The 23,641-nt window shown below is 62.1% G+C and carries 18 protein-coding genes and 3 pseudogenes; 5 read left to right on the top strand and 16 right to left on the bottom strand.

Annotated features, from left to right (window positions below):
• Positions 1-192 precede the first annotated feature (192 nt).
• The 3 genes from QMQ05_RS15585 to glyA all read right to left on the bottom strand — a co-directional run bounded on the left by QMQ05_RS15585 (position 193) and on the right by glyA (position 3,780).
• Positions 193-1,152 carry a 2-hydroxyacid dehydrogenase gene (locus QMQ05_RS15585; protein ID WP_345471502.1) on the bottom strand — a complete coding sequence of 320 codons (960 nt, stop codon included), beginning with the start codon at positions 1,150-1,152 and terminating at the stop codon, positions 193-195.
• Positions 1,152-2,348, bottom strand: coding sequence for a pyridoxal phosphate-dependent aminotransferase (locus QMQ05_RS15580; protein ID WP_345471500.1), 1,197 nt, complete (start codon positions 2,346-2,348; stop codon positions 1,152-1,154). Before QMQ05_RS15580 ends, QMQ05_RS15585 begins: the two co-directional genes overlap by 1 nt.
• A 115-nt stretch (positions 2,349-2,463) precedes the next feature.
• Entirely contained in the window at positions 2,464-3,780 is a 1,317-nt protein-coding gene (glyA, locus tag QMQ05_RS15575; RefSeq protein WP_345471498.1) for a serine hydroxymethyltransferase, read from the bottom strand.
• 448 nt (positions 3,781-4,228) lie between these two features.
• Here glyA and QMQ05_RS15570 point away from each other — a divergent pair, with 448 nt between their 5' ends.
• The 3 genes from QMQ05_RS15570 to QMQ05_RS15560 are packed head-to-tail and all read left to right on the top strand — an operon-like array spanning position 4,229 to position 9,814.
• Positions 4,229-6,178: a cellulose biosynthesis cyclic di-GMP-binding regulatory protein BcsB gene (locus QMQ05_RS15570; protein ID WP_345471496.1), complete on the top strand. Its 1,950-nt coding sequence runs from the start codon at positions 4,229-4,231 to the stop codon at positions 6,176-6,178.
• The gene (locus QMQ05_RS15565) at positions 6,168-7,856 is read left to right on the top strand and encodes a hypothetical protein (RefSeq protein WP_345471494.1); all 1,689 of its coding nucleotides are present in this window, start codon (positions 6,168-6,170) and stop codon (positions 7,854-7,856) included. Before QMQ05_RS15570 ends, QMQ05_RS15565 begins: the two co-directional genes overlap by 11 nt.
• On the top strand, positions 7,856-9,814 hold the full coding sequence (locus QMQ05_RS15560; RefSeq protein ID WP_345471492.1) for a glycosyltransferase: 1,959 nt from the start codon (positions 7,856-7,858) through the stop codon (positions 9,812-9,814). Before QMQ05_RS15565 ends, QMQ05_RS15560 begins: the two co-directional genes overlap by 1 nt.
• A 35-nt stretch (positions 9,815-9,849) precedes the next feature.
• Here the strand turns inward: QMQ05_RS15560 and QMQ05_RS15555 are convergent, their stop codons facing one another.
• The 5 genes and pseudogenes from QMQ05_RS15555 to QMQ05_RS15535 all read right to left on the bottom strand — a co-directional run bounded on the left by QMQ05_RS15555 (position 9,850) and on the right by QMQ05_RS15535 (position 13,243).
• Positions 9,850-10,044: a hypothetical protein gene (locus QMQ05_RS15555; protein ID WP_345471490.1), complete on the bottom strand. Its 195-nt coding sequence runs from the start codon at positions 10,042-10,044 to the stop codon at positions 9,850-9,852.
• A gap of 49 nt (positions 10,045-10,093) precedes the next feature.
• A pseudogene (locus QMQ05_RS15550) lies at positions 10,094-11,092 on the bottom strand (transposase); the annotation flags it as partial.
• Between the two features lie 34 nt (positions 11,093-11,126).
• A pseudogene (locus tag QMQ05_RS15545) lies at positions 11,127-12,102 on the bottom strand (transposase); the annotation flags it as partial.
• Between the two features lie 251 nt (positions 12,103-12,353).
• Positions 12,354-12,908, bottom strand: a complete 555-nt coding sequence (locus QMQ05_RS15540) for an aminotransferase class I/II-fold pyridoxal phosphate-dependent enzyme (RefSeq protein ID WP_345474786.1) — start codon at positions 12,906-12,908, stop codon at positions 12,354-12,356.
• On the bottom strand, positions 12,851-13,243 hold the full coding sequence (locus QMQ05_RS15535) for a GntR family transcriptional regulator (RefSeq protein ID WP_345471488.1): 393 nt from the start codon (positions 13,241-13,243) through the stop codon (positions 12,851-12,853). Before QMQ05_RS15535 ends, QMQ05_RS15540 begins: the two co-directional genes overlap by 58 nt.
• An 88-nt stretch (positions 13,244-13,331) precedes the next feature.
• On the opposite strand from QMQ05_RS15535, the gene QMQ05_RS15530 reads away from it, so the two are divergent.
• Together QMQ05_RS15530 and QMQ05_RS15525 are read left to right on the top strand one after the other, a co-directional pair.
• Positions 13,332-13,901: a GNAT family N-acetyltransferase gene (locus tag QMQ05_RS15530; RefSeq protein WP_345471486.1), complete on the top strand. Its 570-nt coding sequence runs from the start codon at positions 13,332-13,334 to the stop codon at positions 13,899-13,901.
• Positions 13,898-14,593 carry a GNAT family N-acetyltransferase gene (locus tag QMQ05_RS15525; protein WP_345471484.1) on the top strand — a complete coding sequence of 232 codons (696 nt, stop codon included), beginning with the start codon at positions 13,898-13,900 and terminating at the stop codon, positions 14,591-14,593. The genes QMQ05_RS15530 and QMQ05_RS15525 overlap by 4 nt, the downstream gene beginning before the upstream one ends.
• A 414-nt stretch (positions 14,594-15,007) precedes the next feature.
• Here the strand turns inward: QMQ05_RS15525 and QMQ05_RS15520 are convergent.
• From QMQ05_RS15520 to QMQ05_RS15485, 8 genes and pseudogenes are all read right to left on the bottom strand, one after another.
• Positions 15,008-15,752 (bottom strand): annotated as a pseudogene (locus QMQ05_RS15520) (IS3 family transposase); the annotation flags it as partial.
• Positions 15,753-15,893: 141 nt separating this feature from the next.
• On the bottom strand, positions 15,894-17,993 hold the full coding sequence (locus tag QMQ05_RS15515) for a bifunctional SulP family inorganic anion transporter/carbonic anhydrase (RefSeq protein WP_345471482.1): 2,100 nt from the start codon (positions 17,991-17,993) through the stop codon (positions 15,894-15,896).
• 496 nt (positions 17,994-18,489) lie between these two features.
• Positions 18,490-18,783 (bottom strand): hypothetical protein, encoded by a 294-nt coding sequence (locus QMQ05_RS15510; protein ID WP_345471480.1) that lies wholly within the window; start codon positions 18,781-18,783, stop codon positions 18,490-18,492.
• A gap of 321 nt (positions 18,784-19,104) precedes the next feature.
• Positions 19,105-20,553 carry a PepSY-associated TM helix domain-containing protein gene (locus QMQ05_RS15505; RefSeq protein WP_345471478.1) on the bottom strand — a complete coding sequence of 483 codons (1,449 nt, stop codon included), beginning with the start codon at positions 20,551-20,553 and terminating at the stop codon, positions 19,105-19,107.
• Between the two features lie 36 nt (positions 20,554-20,589).
• Positions 20,590-21,792, bottom strand: a complete 1,203-nt coding sequence (locus QMQ05_RS15500; RefSeq protein WP_345471476.1) for a Dyp-type peroxidase — start codon at positions 21,790-21,792, stop codon at positions 20,590-20,592.
• Positions 21,792-22,343: a copper chaperone PCu(A)C gene (locus tag QMQ05_RS15495; RefSeq protein ID WP_345471475.1), complete on the bottom strand. Its 552-nt coding sequence runs from the start codon at positions 22,341-22,343 to the stop codon at positions 21,792-21,794. The genes QMQ05_RS15500 and QMQ05_RS15495 overlap by 1 nt, the downstream gene beginning before the upstream one ends.
• Positions 22,344-22,593: 250 nt before the next feature.
• Positions 22,594-23,211 carry a hypothetical protein gene (locus tag QMQ05_RS15490; protein WP_345471473.1) on the bottom strand — a complete coding sequence of 206 codons (618 nt, stop codon included), beginning with the start codon at positions 23,209-23,211 and terminating at the stop codon, positions 22,594-22,596.
• Between the two features lie 93 nt (positions 23,212-23,304).
• Positions 23,305-23,532, bottom strand: a complete 228-nt coding sequence (locus QMQ05_RS15485; protein ID WP_345471470.1) for a hypothetical protein — start codon at positions 23,530-23,532, stop codon at positions 23,305-23,307.
• Positions 23,533-23,641 lie beyond the last annotated feature (109 nt).

The raw sequence follows: 23,641 nt of genomic DNA, 5'->3' as shown, positions 1-23,641 counted from the left end.
TGCTGGGTTGGCCCGAATTTATGTACCCGCCGATTGGCCAGCGTACCCGTTCCGGGCCGCGGGCGCGGCGCAATGCGGAACCAAGGCTGGGCGAACCTGGCGCCCGGTGCCCACTTAAAAAGCTTGAGGACATCGACAATCGATGTCCTCAAGCCTTGGAATTCCGCCGTGCTGTCCCGCGCGGGACGGCGCCTAGTTCACCGGGGTGGCAGGATCCTCGCCGCGCAGCACCGCCAGCGTGTTCTCGCAGGCCAGCACCGCCATCGCGGTTCGCGTTTCCACGGTCGATGAGCCCAGATGCGGCACCAGCGCCACGTTCTCCAGCTCCAGCAGGTCCGGGTGGAGCGCTGGCTCCTTCTCGAAGACGTCCAGCCCGGCGCCGGCGATAACGCCGTCGCGCAGGGCCTGCGCCAGCGCTGCTTCGTCCACGATCGGGCCGCGGGCGGTGTTGACTAGATAGGCTTCCGGCTTCATCGCCGCCAGCTGCTCCGCCCCGATCAGGTGATGGGTGTTCGGGCCGTAGGGGCAGTGCAGCGAGACGACATCGGAGATCGCCAGCAGCTCATCGAGCTCCACCCGGCGGGCACCCAATTCGGCGGCGATTGCCGGATCGATCTCGCTGCGCGACTGGTAGACCACCTCCATGCCGAAGGCCTTGGCCCGGCGGGCGGTGGCCTGGCCGATGCCGCCCATGCCCACCACGCCCAGGGTCTTGCCCTGCAGGCTGGAGCCGAGAAGGAAGAACATGCCCCATTTCCAGGGGGTTCCGGAGCGGATCAGTCGTTCGCCTTCGCCCAGGCGCCGGGTGGCCATGAGGATCAGGCCGAAGGCGATATCCGCGGTGGCCTCGGTCAGCACTCCCGGGGTGTTGGTGGCGCGCACTCCACGGGCGGAGCAGTCGGCCACGACAATGTTGTCGTAGCCGACGGCGACATTGGAGACCACCTTCAGCTGTTCTCCTGCGGCGTCCAGCAGTTCCGCATCCACGCGCTCGGTCAGCAAGGTGACCAGGGCATCGGCCCCCGACACCTTGGCCAGCAGCCCTGCGCGGGAGATCGACTGCTCGCCGTCCCACGCATCGACCTCGTGCTCGGCGCGCAGCTTGTCCAGCGCGGCTTCCGGGATCCGCCCGGTGACGACTACCTTCGCCATTACGCCGCGATCCAATCGCGCAGCCGGCCCAGGCCCTCGCGGATGTCCTCGGTTTCAATGCCCGAGTAGGCCAAGCGGATGTACTGGCGCTTCTCGCCGGGCAGGCGGCGGCCGAAGTGCTCGCGGGTGCAGAAGGAGACGCCGGTGTTCTCAAGGGCTGCGGTGGCGAAGTCGCCGACGTCGGTGAATCCCTTGCGCTCCATGGCCTCGGTGACATCCGGGAACAGGTAGAAGGTGGACTGCGGCACGGCGACGCTGAAGCCCGGGATCGAGTTCACGATCTCGCAGGCGACGTCGCGGCGTTCCTTGAGGGTGTCGAGCATTTCTTGGACCGGTTCTTGTGGCCCGGTCAGCGCGGCGATGCCCGCCCACTGCACATAGTGGGTGGTGCAGGACTCGTCGTTGGTATTCAGCTTGCTCATCACCTGGGCGATCTCAAGCGGTGCCACGGCGCAGCCAAGGCGGGAGCCGGTCATCGCGAACTTCTTGCTGAAGGTGTAGAGGATGACGGTGCGCTCGGCCATTCCCGGAAGCGCGGCGATGGAGCTGGACGCTCCCTCGTAGCGGGTTTCGAAGTAGGCCTCGTCGGAGAGCACCCAGAGGTCGTGCTCGATGGCCAGCTGGGCCACGGCTTCGCGTTCGGCGGCCGTGGATTCGGCGGAAATCGGGTTCTGCAGGTCGTTGTAGATGATCGCCGTGGTGTTCTCGGTGATCGAGGCGCGCACCTGCTCCAGGTCGATGGCGAAGCCCGACTCGGTGGGCACGTAGTTATATGGCACAGCGGTGCCGCCGAGGTACTCGATCTGGGATTCGTAGATCGGGAATCCGGGGTTCGGGTACAGCACTTCCTGTCCCGGATCCATCACTGCCTGCAGGAACTTGGTGATCACCGGCTTGCCGCCGGTCATGACCACCACGTTGTCGGCAGTGAATTCCATGCCGCGCCGGGAGCCGATGTCATGGGCCAGGGCTTCTCGCAGCTGCGGGATGCCGGGGCCTGGGCAGTAGCCGGTGTAGCCCTCGGAAATGGCCTGGCTCATGGCCTCGACAATGTGCGGCGCGGTGGGGATGTTGATGTCGCCCAGGTGGAACGGGTAGACGCGGTTGCCCTTGGCCTTCCAAGCCGCGGCGGCCTGTGCCACGCTGAATGCCGTCTCGGTGCCAAGCCGGTCAAGGCGTTGTGCCAGTTGTTGCATAGTGTAGATCCTTCGTTGGTTGGGAGTGGGCGCAGGGCTGCTGCGCGGATTCCATGGTGAAGCCGCGGACGGCGAATGTTTCCGCCTTCCGGGCCCGCCTCTTCCGAAGAAGAAGTTACTCGGAAACCTTAGCCAGGTCCGGGTACAGTGGGTGCGCCTCGGCGAGCTTCAGAACACGGTCCTTCAGCTCTGGAAGGGCAGCGGTATTGCCGTCGGCACCTGCGATCAGAGTCTGAGCAATGATCTCAGCTACCTCAGCGAATGCCGCCTCCGAGAAGCCACGGGTGGCCAATGCTGGGGTACCAATACGCAGACCCGAGGTAGTCATCGGCGGGCGTGGATCGAATGGCACCGCGTTGCGGTTCACCGTGATCTCCACCTGCGCCAGCAGATCCTCGGCTTGCTGGCCGTCGAGCTCCGAGTTGCGAAGGTCAACCAGGACCAGATGCACATCGGTGCCACCGGTCAGCACGCTGATGCCCTTAGCTGCAACATCTTCCTGGTTCAGACGCTCAGCAAGAATGCGGGAGCCAGCTAAGGTGCGCTGCTGACGTTCCTTGAACTCTTCGGAAGCAGCGATCTTGAAGGCTACTGCCTTACCTGCGATGACGTGCTCCAGCGGGCCGCCCTGCTGGCCTGGGAAGACTGCGGAGTTCAGCTTCTTGGCGATTTCAGCGTCGTTGGACAGGATGATGCCGCCACGAGGACCGGCGAGGGTCTTGTGGGTGGTCGAGGTAACCACGTGTGCGTGTGGCACTGGCGATGGGTGCAGACCAGCTGCAACCAGACCTGCGAAGTGTGCCATATCCACGAACAGGTAAGCGCCGACCTTGTCAGCGATCTCGCGGAATCGCTTGAAGTCCAGCTGACGTGGGTAGGCCGACCAGCCTGCCACGATCATCTTTGGTTGGTGCTCTACGGCCAGGCGCTCGACCTCGTCCATGTCCACCAGGTTGGTCTCTTCGTTCACACCGTAAGGAACGATGTTGAACAGGCGACCGGAGAAGTTCAGCTTCATGCCGTGGGTCAGGTGTCCACCGTGTGCCAGGTTCAGACCCAGCACGGTGTCGCCTGGGCGAACCAGTGCGTGGTAGACCGAAGCGTTAGCCTGGGCACCGGAGTGAGGCTGAACGTTGGCGAAACCTGCACCAAACAGTTCCTTGATGCGCTCGATGGCCAGGGTCTCAATGACGTCGACCTCTTCGCAGCCACCGTAGTAGCGGCGACCTGGGTAGCCTTCAGCGTACTTGTTGGTCAGTACCGAACCCTGAGCCTGCATAACAGCCTGAGCGGTGTGGTTCTCCGAGGCAATCATTTCCAGACCGCGCTGCTGGCGAGCCAGTTCAGCGTCGATGCGCTGCGCGACCTCCGGGTCCAGCGTGCTGAGGTCTTCGGTCAATGAGCTGATGGATAGATCCTGGGTGCTGATCAACGATTGCTCCCTAATGTATGAATTGCAGACAACTGATATATCAAGAGTTCATGACAAGGCTATGAGCCGAATCCTGATGAGTCAATAGGAAGGAATAACATTCCTGCCCAGGAGATGGCGCAAGCTGCTCGGCGACTACACGCCACAGCTTGCGGCGCCCATCCGATGGCCCACGCTGGCTGGGCATGAACGCGCTGTTGACTAGGGTAGGATGAAGACCGCAGACCCAACGCGAGTCGCTGACCACAGCGCTGTTCTGGAGCCAGGGTCCTGCTGCCTCCTTGATCAAGGAAGCTGTGAACTACCGATGCTCGACCCTCAACACTCTTGTCGCGCCTCAACATGACGACAAGCAACGATTGCCTGCGCGCTTGGATACCGATTCTCTGCCCAGGACCCATCTGCCAGCCCGGGCCGAGGCGCCCGGGCAGAAAACCCAGGAGTAGCTTTGCCCCGTTCCCATTACGCGCTGGCCCTGGCCGCCAGCGTCCTCCTCGTCTTTCAGCCGCTGGGACCAGCTGCAGCCGACGAAACATTGACCGTTTCCAACCCGGCGTCCACCAGTGATACCGGGGCGTGGGCTTCGAGTTCCGTGGCTATTCCCGAAGGGCAAAGCCCGCGTTCGGTACAGGGGCTGATCGAGACCACCGCCAGCAGTGGAGAAATCCAGCTGCGTGTCGGCCAGAAGATTCTCAAGACCTTCCCAGCGCAACAGGCAGGAGAGTTCGCGATCGACCTGGATGAGTCGGCGCGCACGTTGTTGGCGGACGGGGCAAGTGACGGCCGCCTGAGCGTGGGCGCAAGATGGGTCCCGGAGGACGCTGCCGGGCGTTGCCTGACAGCGCAACCCGAAGAGGTCAGCCTATCCGACCTGCGCATCAAGGTCGAGGGCGAAGCGGCCGCCCCGCAGTCGATCGCCCAGTTCTTCGCCATGTCCCCGAAGCGCGTTGCCATCCAGGCTGCCGACCAGTCCGCAGCGGCCGCGATGACCGCTGTCCCGGCGATCGCCACGGCATTCAGCGATGCCGATGTGTCCTGGGAAGCCAAGAACCCTGATCTGACGGTTCGCTTCGACGCAGCGGGCGGGAAACTGAAGCTGAAGCTGGACCGGGCGGGCACGACCCTGACCGTGTCCGGGGATGCACAGGAATTTGCGGGGTTGGACTCGGTGCTGCGCACGGAGGCCATTAGCCTTGCCACCGGCACCGAGACCACCGCCGAAGTCACGCCGGACGAGCCGGTGCGATGGGCGCCACCCGAGGAATTGAGCCTGAAGGATCTGGGGCTTGAGAATCCACGGTTGGAAGGATACGGGCAGTCCTCGCTGTATACCGGGGTTGACGAAGCCGACTTCGGCGCCAGCATGAACAGCGTGCAGATCCACCTCGAGGGAACGCACAGCGCGCTCCCGCGCAGTGCCGAGGCGGCATTGAACGTGTACTGGAACGACAGCCTGGTGAGTTCCTCCGTGCTGGATGCACAGGACACCTCCATCAACACCGACATAGCCGTGCCCGAAAGCCTGGTGAAGGGGCGCAACGGCCTGCGGATCCAGCTGGATGCCGCGGCTGTCGGAGCCGAATGCCGCACGGCCGGATCGCTGCCGGTCCAGGTGCACCTTGACGGCGCGGCCAGCTCGATCACCCCGGCCTACGGCACCGGCACGACCCAAGGCTTCGAGATGCTGCCCCAGGCCGCTTCAGGCCAGATCGGCCTGGCACTTGGCCAGTCCGCGGAACCATCCGACGCCTACCTGCTGGCCACGGGTCTCTTGGCCTCCCTGCAGCAGGCCAGTGGTGTTCCGCTGCAGGTCACGCTGCTGCCAGAAGAGGAGGTGGCGTCCTCCCCGCTCAGCGCTATTGTCGTCGGGGCCTCGGCGGACACCATCAATGAGCTGGGTGCGCCACTGCGCCTGGAGGCAATGCGCACCATCGACGCGCAGATGCTCTCTGCCGGGGTCGGCACCGAGGCGCCATACGCGGCACTGCAGGCATTTACCAGCAACTCGCGCACCATCCTGGCCGCCGGTGGCTGGGCCCCGGATGATGCCACCGGCGCGGCCGAGGAATCGCGGACCGGTGTCAGCTCGCTCTACGCCGACCTGGCCCACCAGGTGCTCGCTTCCGAAGGCGGATGGTCCGCGCTCTCGCGCAATCTGCTCATCGCCCAGCCGAATGCTGAACCGGTGCTGCTGGAAAGCAATTCCGTCGTACCCCAGCCATCGCGCACCGATGACTACCGGATTTATGGGTGGTGGGCCGTCGGCGGACTGGCCGTGCTGGTAGGGCTCGGTGCTGCCGGCGCCCTGGTATACCGACGCACCAACCGCAAGGCGCGGGCGCAGGCGGAAGCCGAGGCGAAGGCAGCCGCCCCATCTGCCGCCCACGATGAGCTCTAGTTCCGCGGCGGCCACCGCACCGGTGGCGCCAGTTCGGTCCGCACTGCGCGGCTGGCGGCGCGCCTGGCAACTGCTGGATGCGCCGCCGGAGGACCGCAAGGTCCCCGGCACCCTGCTGATCGCCGGCTTCGTGCTGGCAGTGTCCCTTGGGGCCAGCGTATATACCGTCAGCACCGGCTGGGCGTTGGCCTATTCGGATGCTCAGAGCCACCTGACGATCGCCCGGCGCATCGTTGATTCCATGGCTCCGGGCTTCGCCCAGCTGGGCACCGTGTGGCTCCCGGTGCCGCACCTGCTGCTGGTGCCGCTGGTCCAGCTCGATCCGCTGTTCCATTCGGGGTGGGCCGCCGCGCTGCTGGGCAGCTTCTCGCTGGCCGGCACCGCGGCCGGCCTCTACCGCATTGTGGCCAGGCTCGGTATCGGGCGTGCCGGGAGGCTGGCCATGGTCCTGATGCTCGTCGCGAACCCCAGCGTGCTGTATCTGTACACCACCGCGCTCACCGAACCGGTGCTCCTGCTCTTTCTCGTTGCGGCGCTCGCCGGTCTCACCCGGTGGGCGCTGGGCACGCGGCGCATGAGTGCAGGGGAGCTGGCCATCTTCGCTGGCCTGCCTACGGCCGCGGCCATGCTCTCCCGCTACGAGGGCTGGATGCTGGCGCTGACCGGGACCATTTTCGTGATCCTGGTGACCATCAGGCGCACCCGCTCGTTGCGCCAGGTCATGATCATGGGCGCCGGATTCGCCTGGATCCCGGCATTGTCGGTGCTGTGGTGGCTCGCCTACAACTGGGGCATTTATGGCGATCCGCTGGAGTTCATGTTCGGCCAGTATTCGGCCAGCGCGCAGCAGTCTTCCATTAGCGGCAGCGGCCTGCTGCCCACCAAGGGAAACCTCGGATTGACCCTGGTGACCTTCCACGCCTCGGTGCTGGGAACCGCGGGGACGCTGCTGCTGGTCTTGGCGGGCGCCGGATTGCTCCTGGCCGCCTACCGCTGGCGCTTGTCGACGGCCGGACTGGTATTCTGGCTGACCGCCAGCGCCTACGTCTTCGCGGTACTCAGCATGTACATGGGCCAGACCGCCATCAACAACGCCCACTCCTTGCCGAGCACCTGGTGGAATAACCGCTTTGCGATGACCGCCATGCCGCTGTATCTGGTGGCCGCCGCGTTGGCTGTGGACCGGGTATTCGCGCGCTTTCCGGCGCACCGGGCAAGGGCGGTGCTGGCCGGGATGCTGCTGGTCGCGACCGTGCTGCAGGCCAACTGGTGGGCCAATGGGCCGATAGCTCGTGTCCCCGTGCTGGCCGAGGCGCAGATGAGCCGGGACTCGACTCGCTACTCCACCGAGGCCGCGCGCTGGCTCTCCGAGCACTACGACGGCGGGTCGGTGCTGATCGATGAGAGCGCGCGTGGCAATTCGGTCATTCCACTGCTGGGGATCGACATCTCGCAGATCTACCTGCGGGCCTCGGGTGATTTGTTCGACCAGGCCCTGGCCAATCCGGCAGCGCACGCACGCTGGATACTGCTGAACGTCGAGGAGGAAGGATCCGCCATCAACTCGGGCCCGGTGGATCTTGTGGATCAGGCGTTGACCAGGCTGCCGGCAGTCCGGGCGCACTACCACACCGTCTACAGCTCACCCACGCATGCCGTGTTGCAAAGGAACGACTGATGAATACTCCCTCCATGCCTCTGGGGCAGTTGCTGATCGAGCATGGCCTGGTGGATCAAGCGGCGATCGACCGCGCCTTGGCGGACCAGCGCCGCGAAGGCGGCCGGCTGGGCCGCCACCTGCTGCTCAATGGCTCGGTCGACCGCCGCGCGATGTACCGGGTGCTTGCCGCGCAATGGCAGACCGAATTGGTGGACCTGGTGGCAGATCCGCCGCAACTGGATCTGCTGGTGCAACTCGACCACACCTGGGCACTGTCCTCCACATGGCTGCCCTACCGTTGCGAGGGCGAGAGCACGGTCATCGTCACCTGCGAGCGTCCGACCGAGCTGATGCTGGCCGAAGCCGAAGAGCGCCTGGGCACACCGGTGCGGGTTGTGGCGACCACCGACTGGGACATGCAGCAGGCGCTGCAGTCCGCGTTCCGCCGAGAAATGCTCTATGACGCCTCCGATAAGCTCTCCGCCGAGGAGCCCTCGGCGTCAGCGCGCGTGGCGCTGACCACTTGGCAGAAAGTGCTGCCTGTGCTGCTCGCCGCGGCGCTGGCCGCCGGTTTGCTCCTCGACGTGCGGCTTACGTTGATCATTGTGCTGTTCATCGCGAATATCAGTTTCGCCTCCAGCATCCTGTTCAAGACGCTGGCCAGCATCAACGCCCCGATCCAGCGGGCCCGCGAACGCCTGGGCGCGCGCCTGCTACAGCGGTGGCGCAAGGATCTGGGGGTCGCCGTCGATAGCGGTGGACGCATCCCGGATGATGAATTGCCGGTCTACACCATCTTGATCCCGGCCTTCCACGAGGCCAATATCATCGCGAAGCTGCTGGATAATATCGGGGCGCTGGACTACCCCCGCTCCAAGCTCGAAGTCCTCCTGCTGCTGGAGGAGGATGACGCGGAAACGATCGCGGCCGCCAAGGCCGCAGCTCCGCCAATGAACGTGCGGATCCTGGTGGTGCCCCGAGGCGTGCCACAAACCAAGCCCCGCGCCTGCAATTACGGGCTGGCGCTGTCCAGCGGCGAGTTCTGCGTGATCTACGATGCCGAGGACCGCCCCGAACCGGACCAGCTGCGACTGGCCATTGCTGCTTTCCGCGAGGATGAAAGACTCCGGCGCGACGTGGATCCCACCGCCCGACCGCTGGTGTGCGTCCAGGCGGCCTTGAATTACTTCAATGCCGAGCACAACGTGCTCACCAGGATGTTTGCTGTGGAATACTCGCACTGGTTCGACTCCATGCTGCCTGGCATGGAGGGCACCGGCATCCCGCTGCCGCTGGGCGGCACGTCGAATCATTTCCGCTCTGCGCAGCTGCGTGAGCTCGGCGGCTGGGATCCGTGGAATGTCACCGAGGACGCGGATCTGGGACTGCGCGCCAGCGTGCGGGGATTCCGGGTGGGGATCATCGACTCGACGACCTGGGAGGAAGCCTGCTCCAAGGTCCCGGCGTGGATCAAGCAGCGCACCCGGTGGATCAAGGGCTACATGATCACGGCCGCCGTCAACATGCGTCGTCCCCTGCGATTCGTGCAGCGCACCGGGCTCGGGGGAGCCGTGGGCATGATCGGCCTGATTGCCGGGACTCCGCTGGCGTTCTTGTCATACCCGCTGGTTCTCGGGTTCACGATCTTCACCTATGTCGGTGTCCGGTTTATCGGGCTACAACTTCCCACGGGTTTGCTGGGTCTGGGGTGGGCGACCATGCTCTTTGGAAATGCCATGATGATTCTGGTTTCGGGGCTGGTGTCCTGGCGCCGCTACGGAGTCAGGGTGGCCGTTTTCGCGGTGCTGAACCCGGCCTATTGGGTCTTGCACTCCATCGCTGCCTGGCGTGCTGCGTACCAGATGGCACGCACTCCGCATGTCTGGGAGAAAACCCCGCATGGGCTCGACGAGGAGGAAGGCTTTGCCCTGCCAAAGACGAAGGCCCAGCGGTCCTCGACACCCGGAGAACTTTGAGCCCTGCGCTGCCGCGGGATGCGTTGATGGAGGTGCTACTTCGTCTGATCGCTATTGATTGACCGTTGCCTGCGGTTTGCAATGGTGCTGAGCACATAGGTCACGACCAAGTTGGCGGCGATCGCTAGGACCCATCGAAGAAGCATCGGGATATCGGTCAGCATATCCAGCGCCACATTGGCAGCAAACGCGACGATGACGCTGGTGATGACGATCATGTAGGTGCGCATGAGGTCGACTCTTCACGTGATCTGCCGAAAAATCAATGGACTGGCCCTTCTACTGGTTCTGTCGACCCATCAGATGCTGTAACTGCCCGAAGATATTTCTGGTGATATAGCGTTTGAGGATTCGTTTGATTTCCCGATTGCTCATTCCTTCTGCGGTGCGCTTCTCAACATATGCCTTCGTGTCCTTGCCATAATGCATCCGCGATTTGGCAATCACATCGACGGCTAGGTTCAGCAGTCGATCCCCCTGGCGGTTCAGGCGGTTGCGTGTAGTGTTCCCCGAGGACGCCTGTAGTGGAGCAACGCCGGCCATATTGGAGAAGGCCGCCTCGGAGCGGATCCGTCCCGTATGCGAGTAGGCCACGAGGATCCATGCCACGGCCACTGCACCGAACCCGAACTGTGACTGGAGGTTCGGTGCCAGCTGTTCATCAAGCTCGCTCATGGACGGCCTATTGGCTTTGAGCTGCTTGTCTGCGTCCAAAATACTGACTGCCAGTCGGATGGCCTCCGCGCGTGCGTAGCGTTGCTCCACGGTGTCGCTGCGATGTTCCCGCCAGCTGCTGATCTGGCGGACCTGCTGGTCGTTCAGGGCAGTGCGTGGGTCGATTCCCAAGTCGAGCTCGCGGACCAATGTGTTCAGAGCGTTACGGTTGGCCGTACGCTGGGATTCCATCCGGTGACGGCTAGCTACCAGCACATTCAACGCTGAACGGACTCCTTTGCCGCGTAGTTGTAACAGGCGGTCCACGTCCTGGGAAAGGATTCCCATAGTTGCGGCGATTGCATCAATCTCGTCGGTTTTCCCTACTCCGGCACGGTCATTTTTCCGTGGGGGTTTGACCTCAACCACCGTTATTCCAGCTTCGGTCAGGACGTGGGTGATGGTCGCCCCGTAGGAACGGGTACCTTCCACTGCTGCGAGTATAGCTCCGTGGATGTTGCGACGGATCCAGGCGTTGGCTCTTTTCACTCCCAGGGTAGTTACGGGGAAAGCTTGGCAGCCGACCCTGACTCCGGTGTGGGTGTTGATGATGGCGTAGGTGTGCGGAAATTTTCAAGTCAAGTGAGACCAATGAGTGCTAAACAGCTCTCATTTCTTCTCCTTCAAAAAGTCTCGCCTGCTCGTTAATCCAAGCCACTTCAGGCATCTGCAGCTTCTTCGGCAACCTGCGCTGCCCAAAGCGCTCAGGATGCTCATCCCAAGCTTCCTGCAGTGCAGTCAACCTCTGATCATCAACGCGCCCGGTCATCCCGAAATGCACGTCGGCAGGCGTATGGAAACCAATCCCTGAATGCCGGTGCTGCCCGTTATACGCCTGGACAAACCGATCCATGAATTCCCTGGCATCAGCCAACGAACCAAACCGTTCCGGAAACACAGAAAGATACTTCAACGTTTTGAACCATGCTTCGCTGTTCGGGTTGTCATTGCTGACCTTCGGCCGCGAATGCGACTTGAGCACATCCAAATCAGCCAATAACGCCGCCACTGGTTTGGAGGTCATCAAGGTTCCCCTATCGGCGTGCACTACCTTCGGCACCTGATCATCAGCGAACACCTGGTCGATTAACCCACGAGCTAATTCCCCCAGGCTCACGGGCATGGACCTGGCAGCCGACAATGTAACGCGAATAGATATCAATCATCACGTACGCATCGAAATACACGCCTTGCGCGGGCCCGGCAGGCTTGGTGATGTCCCACGTGAACACTTCGCCAGGCTGGTATGCGACCAGCTCCAGGACCTTCCGTGCCGGATGCCGGGTCTGCCGGCGGCGTTCAGCTACCTGCTTGGCACAGCGCAGCAGCCGATACATGCTCGACACCGAGCACAGATACGTCCCCTCAGAGAGCAACGCAGCATGGATCTGTTCCGGTGCTTGATCCACGAACCGCTCGCTGTTCAGCGTTTGCAGGATCGTGGTTTCTTCGGCTGGGGTGAGGTTGTTCGCCGGATCCGGGCGAACAGTGTTCGGCTGCGACGAGTACCCGGAACGTGCGGCATGCTGGCGGCGGTTCATCGTAGCCCTGCTCACCCCGGCCAGCACACTGTCTTCTTCGGTTTTCATGACCGGTGCTCCTTTGAACCCATTAATTGTTCAAGGTCGGCCAACCGTCGGTAGCAAAGTCTTACATCCACGTTACGACTGGCGTCCGTTTTTGGTGCCGTGCCCCTAATCAGCAATCACCTCGCTGCCATCCAATCCCGGTGGCAACACCCCCGGACTATTGGATAAGCAGGGGCAAGACACCACGCCGGGATTGGCCGGCCGACAGTACCTATCATCCTCGGGTGAAGGAACTATCAACAAGGTAACGGGCCGTGCCGGAACTCGCTATCGTAGTCGTCCTCGATGAGGAACGTGCCGGTGTCATTCGCCCATGCGAGCAGTGCCAGACGTGCCGAGACCGGCAGCCTGCCGCCGAGCGGGTACTGATGGCTGGGCGTGAGTAGCACGGCGTCGAACGGCTCGTGACTTTGCATGAGCGAGTCCGGGTCCATGCCGCCGTCCTTGACCTGGATCGGGAGCGCGCCCAGGCCGCTGATGACCCTTCTGGCCGTGGGGTAGCCAGGATTCTCGGTCGCGATTCGCGCGCCCCGCGGACCTTGGGCCCGCAGCCCTTGCAGCAGCAGGCCAAGTCCGTCGCTGGTGCCTGCCGTGACCACGATGTCCTCGAAACTGCACTGGACACCTCGCACGGCGCGCAGATGATCGGCGATCAGCGAGCGAAGCTCCGCATCGCCTACCAGTGGCGGCGGCTGGGAGGGAAGATCGCGTTTGATGGTGGTGCGCCAAGCAGCTACCCAGTCGCGGTGTGCGTGGAAACTGGTCGAGGGGCTGCCCGGGGAGAGATTGATCTTTGCAGAGGCATGGCCGGACGCGGAAGATCCGGAACTTCTTGGTGCGTGCTGCGGCGCAGTGGGCGCGGCCACTGCCGCTGCGGGTGGAAAGGCATCCGCGACGAAGGTGCCCGAACCGGGGACGCTGAGAACATATCCCTCCCGGCCAGGTCCTCGTACACGGACACGACGGCGCCACGCGAGACTCGCATCATGGATGCAAGGGTGCGGGTCGATGGCAGGGGATCACCGGCGCTGACCTGCCCCGAGAGCAGCGCTGCGCGCAATTGCTCGGTCAGATGCTGTCGTGCAGTGTGCTCGGGTGCCCGCGCATTCTGGAGCACGAGGTTCATGGGAAAGGCATGACGCAGGCCCCAATCTTACTGGTCTAGGAATATCTCCTCTTTCCGGCATTGTCCCCGGACCAGAAACGTTCATAGGGTGGCAAAGTGGCCGTGCAAAACCGGAGACGTCCGGTGCCCATGTCCTGTGTCTTGCCCAGAGTCCAGAAAGCGCCGAAGTACCCATGACCAATGTCCCTGTTTTGTCCGTCCGCTCAAGCCCTCCGATGAAAACCGGTGGCGTGCGCTGTTCCGCGAATATCGGGCCTTATACCAGCTTGAAGAATCCGAAGAAGTCGTTGCGCGGGTCTGGGGATGGTTCATGGCCTCCGGGCATGAATGCCAGGCCCCGGTTGCCGAGTCGCCGGACGGCATCGTGGCCATCGGCCACTACCGCCGTTTCGCGCGTCCTTCCACCGGTACTGTCGGCTTGTGGCTGGATGACCTTTTCACCGCCCCTGAAGCCCGAAACATCGGAGCCGCGCGTGCAATGATCCAGCGGCTCACGGAATTAGCGGGAGCGGAGGGCCATTCAGTCGTGCGGTGGATTACTGCCCAGGACAACCATCAGGCGCAGGGGCTCTACGAGCAGGTCCCGGTCCGCGCACGCTGGTTGACCTATGACGCTGCACCAGCGCCCGTGCCGGCTTCGGGACAGGAAACCCGATGAGGGCCAATGAGTACGGCCAGCCCATTGACGAACCGGTCGCGGGCTGGGCACCGGCCAGGCTCCCGGATGCCGCAACGATTACGGGGCGATATTGCACGTCCGAGCAGCTGGACCCTGACCGGCACGCGGACAGCCTCTATGCCGCATACTCGGATGCTTTCGATGCACGGGACTGGACCTACCTGCCCTACGGTGCCTTTGCCACGCCGGGAGCCTACCGCGACTGGGCAATCGCAGCTTCGGAAAGCCACGATCCCAGGCACTATGCCGTTGTCGATCATTCCGCCGGGCGGGCCCTCGGCACCATCGCGCTGATGCGGCATGACCCTGGCAACGGGGCAATCGAGGTAGGGCAGGTCGTCTTCTCCCGCTTCCTGCAGCGCACCCCGATCGCGACTGAGGCGCAGTATCTACTCATGCGGTACGTCTTCGACGATCTCGGATACCGCAGGTATGAGTGGAAATGCGACAGCCTCAACGCGCCCTCCCGCAGGGCGGCGGAACGCTTGGGTTTCCTCTACGAGGGAACATTCCGTCAGGCGGCGGTCTACCGAGGACGGAATCGTGACACCGCTTGGTTTGCCCTCACCGACGGTGATTGGCCGTCGGTGCGCGAAGCGTTTGAGCAGTGGCTCGCCCGCGGCAGCTTCGCCGCAGACGGCCGTCAGCGCATCTCCTTGCAGACCCGCTGAGCGGCGCTTCGATGAGGGCAGGAGTACTCCGCCCCCGCAGACAAGCAGAGGAGGCCGACCGCCTGGGGATCATCAAGCTGCGTTGGCCCGCCAGCGCATGGAAGCGGAACCCGCGCGTGGCTCGAATCCCTAGGCAGAGCCGATGATCCGGTAGCCGGATCACCTTGTGCCACAACCCGGGTCGTCGAAGCGTTTACCTATCGCCGATTGCGCACTGCGATCTGCGACCAGCTCGACCATTTTGCCGTCTGTCAGTTCGGACCGGAAGTTCCGCTTGAGCGTGTGTTCTCACGACAGAAGCTGGGGTTGCCCAAAACTAGTGGACAGCGGTCCGCATCATGCAGCCTGCGTGAGCACTCCTGCATCCGACAAACCCGTCCGGACAGACTTCGCCCGGAGCACGTGTGCAAACTACACCGGCGGCACCATCCCCAGCTTCGAATGAAGACGCCGGAGGTAATAGAAAACCCCGATCCAATGCACGAGAGCAGTCTTCGCTTCAGCCTGCGTCAGCCAAGAACGACGGTCAAAACATTCGTACATCAACGTCGACTCAAACGACTACTGCATCGCGTTGTCCCAAAGCGCTCCGGTACGTCCGACCGATTGCAGGACACCCAATTATTTCGCTGCTTCCCATAGTTGGATTGATGTGAATTGGGCCCCGCGATCTGCGTGGAACACGATGTCCCGAGGCAGCTCGCCGCGCAACGTGCGAGCCATCCGTAGCGCCCGTTCCACCAGGTCGGTGTTCTACACCGAATCCATAGCCCAACCCGATACTCAGCGCGAGCACTCGTCGCGAACAGCACACAGATACAGCCATCCTGCACGAGTCCGCAGATAGGTGATCCCACTTGTCTGAGACAAGATCCGGCAGGTGATAGGCATTCGCTCCTGGAATCGTTGTCACCGGTTTGAAGCGCCGCGGGCTGATCCTTTGATTCCCTTGCCGGCGCATCGAGGAAGATATGTTTTCGGGTCCACCGGCTCACTTACTCTCGCTAACTGGACGGCCACACGTGGTGCACCATTTCTTTACCCACGTGCCGAGGGTTTGCTCGCCGATGTTCAGCTCTTTAGCGACCGCGGTGATGGTTCGTCCGGTATCGATGAATAGGACTGCTGCTTCGCGGCGGTACTCCTGGTTAAATGTCCGGGGCTATGTACCATATTGCCCATTAGTGGCATCCTCTCAAATTTGGGATCTGTTGATCCCGCTTATCCGGATGTCCACTAATTCAGGTCAATCTCGGGAATCTGCTGCGTCGAATAGATTCGAGGCTACGTCAAGATTGCTTCAGTCTTGTTTCAAAAGATCTGGTTGCTCGATACCTTGGGCAGAGACTCGGACGACAGCAGCAGTGGACAAGTCGTAGAATAAGCCGACCAGATTTAGCGATCCCTCAGCAACACGAGCACTTATTCGCGGGTGCTTTGACAGATTCTCCAACTGAACAGCAACGTTCACTAGGGCAAGCTGATCGATACGAGAGTATCCTGCGGCTTCGGCATCCAGCCGAACGGGGTGTTCTGTTGACAATGCTTGGCGACTCTCAAACATGCCTTTCAGCCATTGATCAACCGGAGCGTCACCCTCGTCGTTTAGGTGATCATTTCCGAGAAGGGCGGTCATGGCACCACAATTTGAATGACCACAAACGGTGATGGTATTGACATCGAGTCGGTCAATTGCGAATTCAAGGGCGGCCTCAAAAGACAGGTCACTGCCTGCTCCACCGACAGAATTGCCCATGTTGCGAACAGTCAACATGTCACCAGGGCCACTCGAAGTGATGACATTGGGGACTACCCGTGAATCCACGCAAGTAAGGAACAGGGTGGAGGGATCCTGCCCCTGCGCCAGCAGTTTTGCATCTTGCATCATCAACGCAGCGTTGTGCTGATGGTATTTGCTCACTCCACGTAACACGGGCAAACCGTCCACGTTTGAATTGCCAGAAGCCACGTCTGGATGTTGCCAGCGTTTCCAGGCAGCTAGGCCACTGCTCAAGACGCCAGTGGAAAAACCGCGTCTAGGAGAACCTTGTGCAGCGTCGGTCAGACGACGCGTCCCGTAGTCTTCAACATGAACAATTCCTCCATTGCTTTCGTGTTGGCTTCGCCATGCTTCGACAGCTTCGAGAACAGAAAAATCAATGAAATCAGCTTCGATGTGGAGCAACACGGTCGCACTGGCAGGAATTGAGTAGAGCTCGCGATTTATACGGGGAAGAGACAGGAAACTGCAGGAACCCTCTATGCCTACTCTCCAGACTGCGCGGCCATCTTGCATCGGAAGTCGTTGCGTGTTGACTGAACTACGGGCGACCCTGAACAAGACTAACGCCATGGCAAGTCCGACGCCCACAAGCACACCTTCGAGCAGGTTAGCGAAAACTACCAGAGTGACTGTTACAAAATAGACCAAGAAGTCTCCAGTACGCAAAGCAGTCTTGATGTGAGCGAATTTGACTAACTGAACGCCGATAATAACGAGCAGGCCTGCCAGCACAGACTGCGGAACCATCATGATCACCGGGGCGAGAAAAATGGAGAATACCAGGACCCACAAGCCATGCAAGACAGCAGATGCGCGTGTACGGGCTCCTGCATCAACATTGGCAGCGCTCCGAACGATGACGCCCGTGACTGGTAGTCCTCCGAGCGCGCCAGAAGCCATGTTTGCTGCGCCCTGACCAATGAGTTCGCGATTAAAGTTGGTTCTCGGTCCGGACTGCATTTTATCGACGGCCACAGCGCACAGTAACGATTCGACGCTGGCAATCAACGCCACGGTCAGAATGCCGATGAATACAGCTCCCCACATGCCCTGAGGCAACACTGGGGCGCTGATGGCTTCCAATAGAGAACCGTCGAACTTGATGCGTTCAACAGAATCGCCGAACCCAATCGATAGAAGTGTCACAAGCACCACGGCGGCTAGTTGTCCGGGGATCTGCTGAAAAAACCGCGGGAGCTTTTTCCAGGAAAGAAGGATCGCTATCACGCTTGCACCAAGAATCATGGCCTGAGGGTTAGCGTCTCTGAAGCTCTCGGGAATAGACATGAGATTACCAAACGCATCGCCACTTGGAGTGGATCCCAGGACGACATGTAGCTGTTGCAAGACGATCGTGATCCCAATGCCGGCGAGCATGGCATGAACAACCACGGGTGAGATGGCCAGCGCTGCACGGCCAACGCGACTGATGCCCAACAGAATTTGGAGTACTCCTGCAGCAAGAGTGATTGCGCATGTAACCTGCCAACCGAATTGGTCTACCAATCCAGCTACGATAACGGTCAGCCCTGCAGCCGGCCCACTCACCTGAAGTGGTGATCCTCCAAGGCAACCAGCAACAATACCGCCCACAACCGCAGCTATGAGTCCGGCCATGACGGGGCCCCGGAAGCTACGGCGATCCCTAGCGACAATGGAAGCGCGACAAGAAACACGACGATTGAGGCGGATGCATCCTGCCTCAAAGTCGATCTTGAAGGCAACTCCATGAATCTGCGCTTTGCGGTGGATTGAGTTTTCGAGATGGATGTTCTCATGGCCGCCCTTTGTGTACTTGTTCCTGGGATGCAAGAACTCTGTGCGTCGGATACGTTTAATTCTCGATCCTACAGATTAATTAAAATATCCCGTTCAAGATGGCCCCACTATTTCACGATGTTACGAACTGAATATTGAAAATTCCGAATGTGACGTGGCGGCAAAGAGCAGATTACTCACACAATAAGTTCCACTGGAAGTCGTCTGGCAATAAGCTATTAATGTTTTGAATAATATTTTTCAATCTTGAGTATCTGAGAAGATCTGCGGCGCATAGGGCGCTTTCCTTCCGTCCCGACTCATAGAAAGTACGGACAACAGGCTGGCCCCGCGCTCACATATGCAGTGTTGAAATCATCAAGACGTGATAATTCTCGGCATTGAATCGTGCGTTCAGTTGGCTGCCTGCGTTCTTTCCGCAACGCCTCGAGCTCATCGGTGCTCGGTCTATCCCCTGGCCGGCATCAACCTGGAAGTGCGACACCCAGCGAGGCAAGGATTCCGGCCCCACATCCAGCTTCGGTGCTACGGCCTTGCAAGCCGCGTACATGGAGGGGTGCTCGGAGAGCCGGTCGCGAATCATCCGCGCGGCACGGTCACGGACTGCGGCGAAATTTTTCGCGGGCATGGCTGCTATCTCTTCTAAGAAAGACAGCGGCATCAAACCCGGGATGATTCAGGCACCCAGATGAATCAATGAGGCCGTCCGATTGGGCCCATTCGCAGAATACGTCAGCAAATGCATTTGGTATTCCATCCCAGTAAGCATTGCGGGATACCGGGGATCCAGTGCATGCAGCGGCTGCCACGGTGCTGTGGTGCTTGTCTGAAGCGCCACAGCACCGGGCTGCCCTTCCGCAGTCAGGCGGGCACCGCCGCGGCCGGTGAGTAGTCGCGCCGTAGCGCACGACCACCATCAATATCGAATACGATGTGCGCGATCCTTTGGCTAGCGGGTCGCCGCCGTCCGGGAACGCGATCGCTGAACCCAGCCAACAATCACATCGATGAGCATGAACAGCGCGAGGCTTGCCCCCATCAGCGGCAAGAACAGGCCCACGAGGACCGCTGCGGCCAGAACCGGAAGGGCCGCCCACCACGGGGCCCGCAACAGGCCGCCCCGGGCTGGAGCCTTGCCCATGCGCCGAGTCGGGTTTTTCGTGGGTCGGCGTTTCCACCACATCGCATACCCCAGTACCACCATGGCGGCGATGGTGGAGGCCACAAGGAACAGCAGGATCTGGTTGGGCAACCCGAACATTGAGCCCATGTGGATGTCGATGCCCCAGCGGGAGAGCTTCGCGGCCAGGCTGAAGTCCTTGAAATCGACCCGGTCCACGACCTGAAGCGTCTGGCCGTTGATGGACACGGCATCGACCTCGGTGGGGTAGGAGTGCTGGATTTCCTGGACCACCCAGGCCTGGCCCTGCGCAGCGGGCGGCTTGATTTCCACCAGTCCGGTGTTGACATTGACTTCCTGGCCGATGGAGAGCATCGTGTCGAATGCCGCCGGGCTCACGGAGTCCCCGGTGGGTGCCGCAGCAGCTGCGTGATGGTGGGCATGCACGTCAGCGGAACTGTCCCCAGAAGCAGTGAGATCGGTGTTCACCGAGGGGGTGCCCCAATTCAACGCAGTGCGCAATTCACCTACGTTGGCGCCACCGTAGGTGGACCACGTGATCCCGGTGGCCGAGAGGAAGAACGCGCCGAGCAGGACCCAGATCCCCAAGGATCCATGCCAGCTGGCTAGCCGGCGGTAGCCGGTGCCCTTGGTGTTGGGGCGCAGGAGGTCTTTTTTGCGTTTGGTGCGCCTGATCCGCACAATCCATAGACCTAAACCGGCAAGGGCGATGATGCCCATCCAGGAGGCGGCCAGCTCGCTGTACATGCGCCCGGGTTCCCCCAGCTGCAGATTGCGGTGCAGCTGGTCGATCCAGGTGCGCAGGGGCAGGGCGCCGCTGGTGCCGTAGGCGGTGAGGTCGCCGCGGATGTCAGCAGTGGCGGGGTCCACGAAGATCGCCCGGGTTTCGCTCTCGCCCAGTGCCGGGTCGGCATACATCACCCGGGTGGTGTCCCCGGGGTTCGGCGCTGGACGCACCGCGACCAAGGCCTCGCTACTGCCCATGTAGTTGTTGGCGGCTTCGACTTGCTCCGCCAGCGGCAGATAGGACTCGGCAACGGGTGCGCGCAGTTCCTCGGCATAGACCGCCTGCTCGATCTGTGGCGTGATGGCGTAGAGCGCACCGCTCACGGCGGCGATGAGGATGAACGGGCCGATGAAAATGCCTGCATAGAAATGCAGCCTTAGCAGCAGCTGCCTGAACCAGCCTTTGCTGGCTGGGCGCGCGGGGATGGAAGGCGGTGGGGATTCCGGGGGTGCGGGGTCCAGAAGTGTCATGTGTTGTCCTTGGCAGAAGAGAAGCGACGAGGGGCGCTAGTGCGTGAAGAGAGCTTCACCGATGAACCCTCCCTCGGCGCAGCCCGGCGGGATGAGGAACACGGCGGAGCCGATGGGCGTGGTCCACTGGTTCAATGCGTCCAGTTCGGCCAGCCGCTTCTGCAACGGAATGTATTGGCGTTCCACGTTTTTCTGGTAGGACACGAAAATCAGCCCGGAATCGGACATCTGCGTTCCGCTGGGCTGCTCATCGTAGTTGTAGCCCCGGCGGAAGATCCGCTCGCTGGTGTTCTCCGAGCGCGCTCGCCGGATGTGGGCCTGGTCAGCGATGACCGGGAATCCCAGGGCCGTCATGGCGCCGAAATCCGGTTCATCATGCTCATTGGTTCCGGTGGTTGGTGCGCCGTTGCTCAGGGTGCGGCCCACGCTGAATTCCCGGCCGGATCGATCCACCTCATCCCAGGTGTCAACGTCCATGTGGATGCGGCGGATCACCATGGTGGTGCTGCCGTCCTCATTCCACACCAGGGACGTGAAATCATCGGTGGCCGGTGCCGGGTTCACGGTCCCGTCGACCTGTCCGAACAGGTTGCGCATCGTCGTCCCGCTGGCTTCCGAGCCCCGCGAGCGTCGGAACCCGGTTTGCACCCATTTCACCTCGCAGAAGCTGCGGGCGTCCTTTAAGAGCATGCGCTGGGTGTGGGCGAGCGTGAAGGGGTCATCCGAGCCCAGGTGCAGCAGCAGATCCCCGTCATTCCAGCGTTCCTGCAGTCGATCGATGCTGAACTTTGGCAGCGGCTGAATGTCCGCGGCAGAGGAACCGGCCATCTCCACCAGCTTTGGGCCGAAGCCGAAGGTGACGGTCAGGCGGGCCGGCACCGTCGCCAATTCGGGTTCGGTATCCGCCAGGGCCGCCTCGCCCTGGGTCAGCCGGGCCGCATCGTCGGTGAGCAGCCGAAGCAGGCGCATGAGCCCCTCGCGGTCCACGCCATTGCGCAACGTAAGCGCCAGATAGACGGCATGGGCCTGGGGCGCGGTAGCAATTCCTGCTTGATGCTGACCGTAGAAGGGGATCACCTCCTGGCCATGGAGTTCCTCGGAGGCTTGCGCCGTGGTGCCGCGCCCGGCCAGCGATTCCACGCCCAGGGTGGCCACGGCCCCCAGGCCGGCCGCGGCCCCGCCGAACAAGATCCCGCGGCGGCTCGGGCGCAGGGCGGAGTCAGATTCTTTGCGTGCCATCAGTGATCGTGGGTGCTTTCTGCCGGGGCATCGTCCAGGTCGCCGTGCTCGCTCCCGTGGTAATTCTCGTTCGCTCCGGCGAAGTCCTTGACCGGAGCGGAGAATTCGAGGGTGCTCTGATCAGAGAACTGCAGCGTCATGCTGACTTCGCTGCCCGGGGCCAGTGCCTTGGGCAGGTCCATGAGCATGATGTGGCTGCCTCCGGGCTCCAGGTGGAGCTCGCCGTGGGCGGGGATGGTGAAACCACCGGTCTTTTCGCGCATGACCATGGCCCCGGATTCGTTGGCCACGGTTTCGTGCAGCTCGAGGTCATCGGAGGCCGGGCTGGTGACAGCAGTGACGGTGACCTCGTGGTCGCCGTTGTTCACGATGGTGCCGAAGCCGGCGGTCATGCCATCGTCCACGGCCTTGAGCCAGGGATCTTTCATGGTGGCTGACGCGCCCTGCGCGGGGGTGCTGGAGTCGCCAGCGCCAGTGGCGGCGCATCCGCTCAGTGTGACGGCGGCTGCCGCGCACAGGGCAGCGATACGTAGGGTCAGGGAATTTTTCACGGATCATCCTAGGAAGTCTGGAAGCAGCAAGGGTGCTTCACGTCGGGGGTGCTGGAGCCTTCGCGTGGCGCGTGGTGCCCATCGCGGGCGCGCTGGAAGCAGGGTGCAGCACGGGAAAGGAACGGCCCGGGATACCGGGGCTGTACAGGGCGGAAGCGCAAGCAGGGCAGGCCAGGGACAACGGGGTGCAAGGCCCGTAAAAAGGGGTCGGGAAATGGATCTGCTGGCCGTGGGCCAGAGCTGCCGTGTCTTAGGCCGTGGTGAACGAGGGCGGGCCGCGGCGGATCACTGACGTGGTATCAACGGCCAGCGTGGCTGCTGGGATGTCACGCGATTCAACCGCTGCCACGCGTGGCGTGAACGGATGGAAGACGTAGTTGACAAGCGCCAGGACAAATTTCCAGGTGAGAACATCAACGATGTTCGAGATGCCGATCAAGACCTGTTCGCTGCGGTGCAGGACCAGCACCGTGGCCAAGGCCGCGCCCAGGTGGGCGAGTACCATGGTGCTCTCGCCGTGGCTTGACGCGGCATGATGCGCCACGAAGGTGACGTCGAGGTTCAGCGGCGTGCCGTGATGCAGGTGAGGCCCATTGGCGGCGGCCATGGAGCTGCCTGAGCCCATCGAGAACAGGAAATGGAAAAGCAGCTGGCTGAAGCCGACCATGACGGCCAGGCGCCACAGGGTGAATTGCTTGCCGCTGAGCAGCATGCACACAAGCAGTGACAGGGACAGTGGCAGGGCGATGTTCAGCAGCGAGGGGACCGGGCCGCCCGCGAGCATATGCGAGGCCAGGGAAACGAACGTCGCGAAGAGCGCTGCGCTCGTGCCTCTGAGGGCGCGTGCTGAGCGGGGAGAATGGGCCACAGGATCAGTATTCCAGATCGCTGGCGAGAATTTGACATTGCGTAGAAGTCCCGGATGCCACTGCCGCCAGCCCTGCGGCAGCTCGGTGCGGGGCTACTGCTGGTCTGCTTCGGGGCGTTCTTGCTTCGGTGCGCGCAACTGCCATAGCCCCAGCGCAGTGACGAAGGCCCCGACCACCAGCTGCACAATTGAGCCCGTTATCGAGGTCGAGGGGGAGCCGGTAGCGTCGGCCAGCCGCAGCACCGACAGCACGAGCACGACCAGGCCGGAACCAACGACGAGCAGCCAGGAGAGCCGGTTGTTCCTTGGGGTGTCCTTCATGGGCGGAACTCCTTTCAGGGCGGTGAGTATGCGTTCACCCACGAGTCTATGAACTGGCCTGTGCCGATGTCGAGCAGTAGCGGCCGCCGGAACCACCGCACCCTGCTGG

This window comes from Glutamicibacter sp. B1 (genome assembly GCF_039602135.1).
In the GTDB taxonomy this organism is placed as follows: domain Bacteria; phylum Actinomycetota; class Actinomycetes; order Actinomycetales; family Micrococcaceae; genus Glutamicibacter; species Glutamicibacter ectropisis.
The sequence above is the reverse complement of the archived record's forward strand: the minus strand, read 5'-3'. Positions and strand labels throughout refer to the sequence as shown.

Excerpts from the sequence above, each read along its gene's own strand:
- QMQ05_RS15585 (WP_345471502.1), bottom strand. The coding sequence starts at position 1,152 with ATGGCGAAGGTAGTCGTCACCGGGCGGATCCCGGAAGCCGCGCTGGAC.
- QMQ05_RS15580 (WP_345471500.1), bottom strand. The coding sequence starts at position 2,348 with ATGCAACAACTGGCACAACGCCTTGACCGGCTTGGCACCGAGACGGCA.
- QMQ05_RS15565 (WP_345471494.1), top strand. The coding sequence starts at position 6,168 with ATGAGCTCTAGTTCCGCGGCGGCCACCGCACCGGTGGCGCCAGTTCGG.
- QMQ05_RS15560 (WP_345471492.1), top strand. The coding sequence starts at position 7,856 with ATGAATACTCCCTCCATGCCTCTGGGGCAGTTGCTGATCGAGCATGGC.
- QMQ05_RS15555 (WP_345471490.1), bottom strand. The coding sequence starts at position 10,044 with ATGCGCACCTACATGATCGTCATCACCAGCGTCATCGTCGCGTTTGCT.
- QMQ05_RS15535 (WP_345471488.1), bottom strand. The coding sequence starts at position 13,243 with ATGAACCTCGTGCTCCAGAATGCGCGGGCACCCGAGCACACTGCACGA.
- QMQ05_RS15525 (WP_345471484.1), top strand. The coding sequence starts at position 13,898 with ATGAGGGCCAATGAGTACGGCCAGCCCATTGACGAACCGGTCGCGGGC.
- QMQ05_RS15515 (WP_345471482.1), bottom strand. The coding sequence starts at position 17,993 with ATGGCCGGACTCATAGCTGCGGTTGTGGGCGGTATTGTTGCTGGTTGC.
- QMQ05_RS15510 (WP_345471480.1), bottom strand. The coding sequence starts at position 18,783 with ATGCCCGCGAAAAATTTCGCCGCAGTCCGTGACCGTGCCGCGCGGATG.
- QMQ05_RS15505 (WP_345471478.1), bottom strand. The coding sequence starts at position 20,553 with ATGACACTTCTGGACCCCGCACCCCCGGAATCCCCACCGCCTTCCATC.
- QMQ05_RS15500 (WP_345471476.1), bottom strand. The coding sequence starts at position 21,792 with ATGGCACGCAAAGAATCTGACTCCGCCCTGCGCCCGAGCCGCCGCGGG.
- QMQ05_RS15485 (WP_345471470.1), bottom strand. The coding sequence starts at position 23,532 with ATGAAGGACACCCCAAGGAACAACCGGCTCTCCTGGCTGCTCGTCGTT.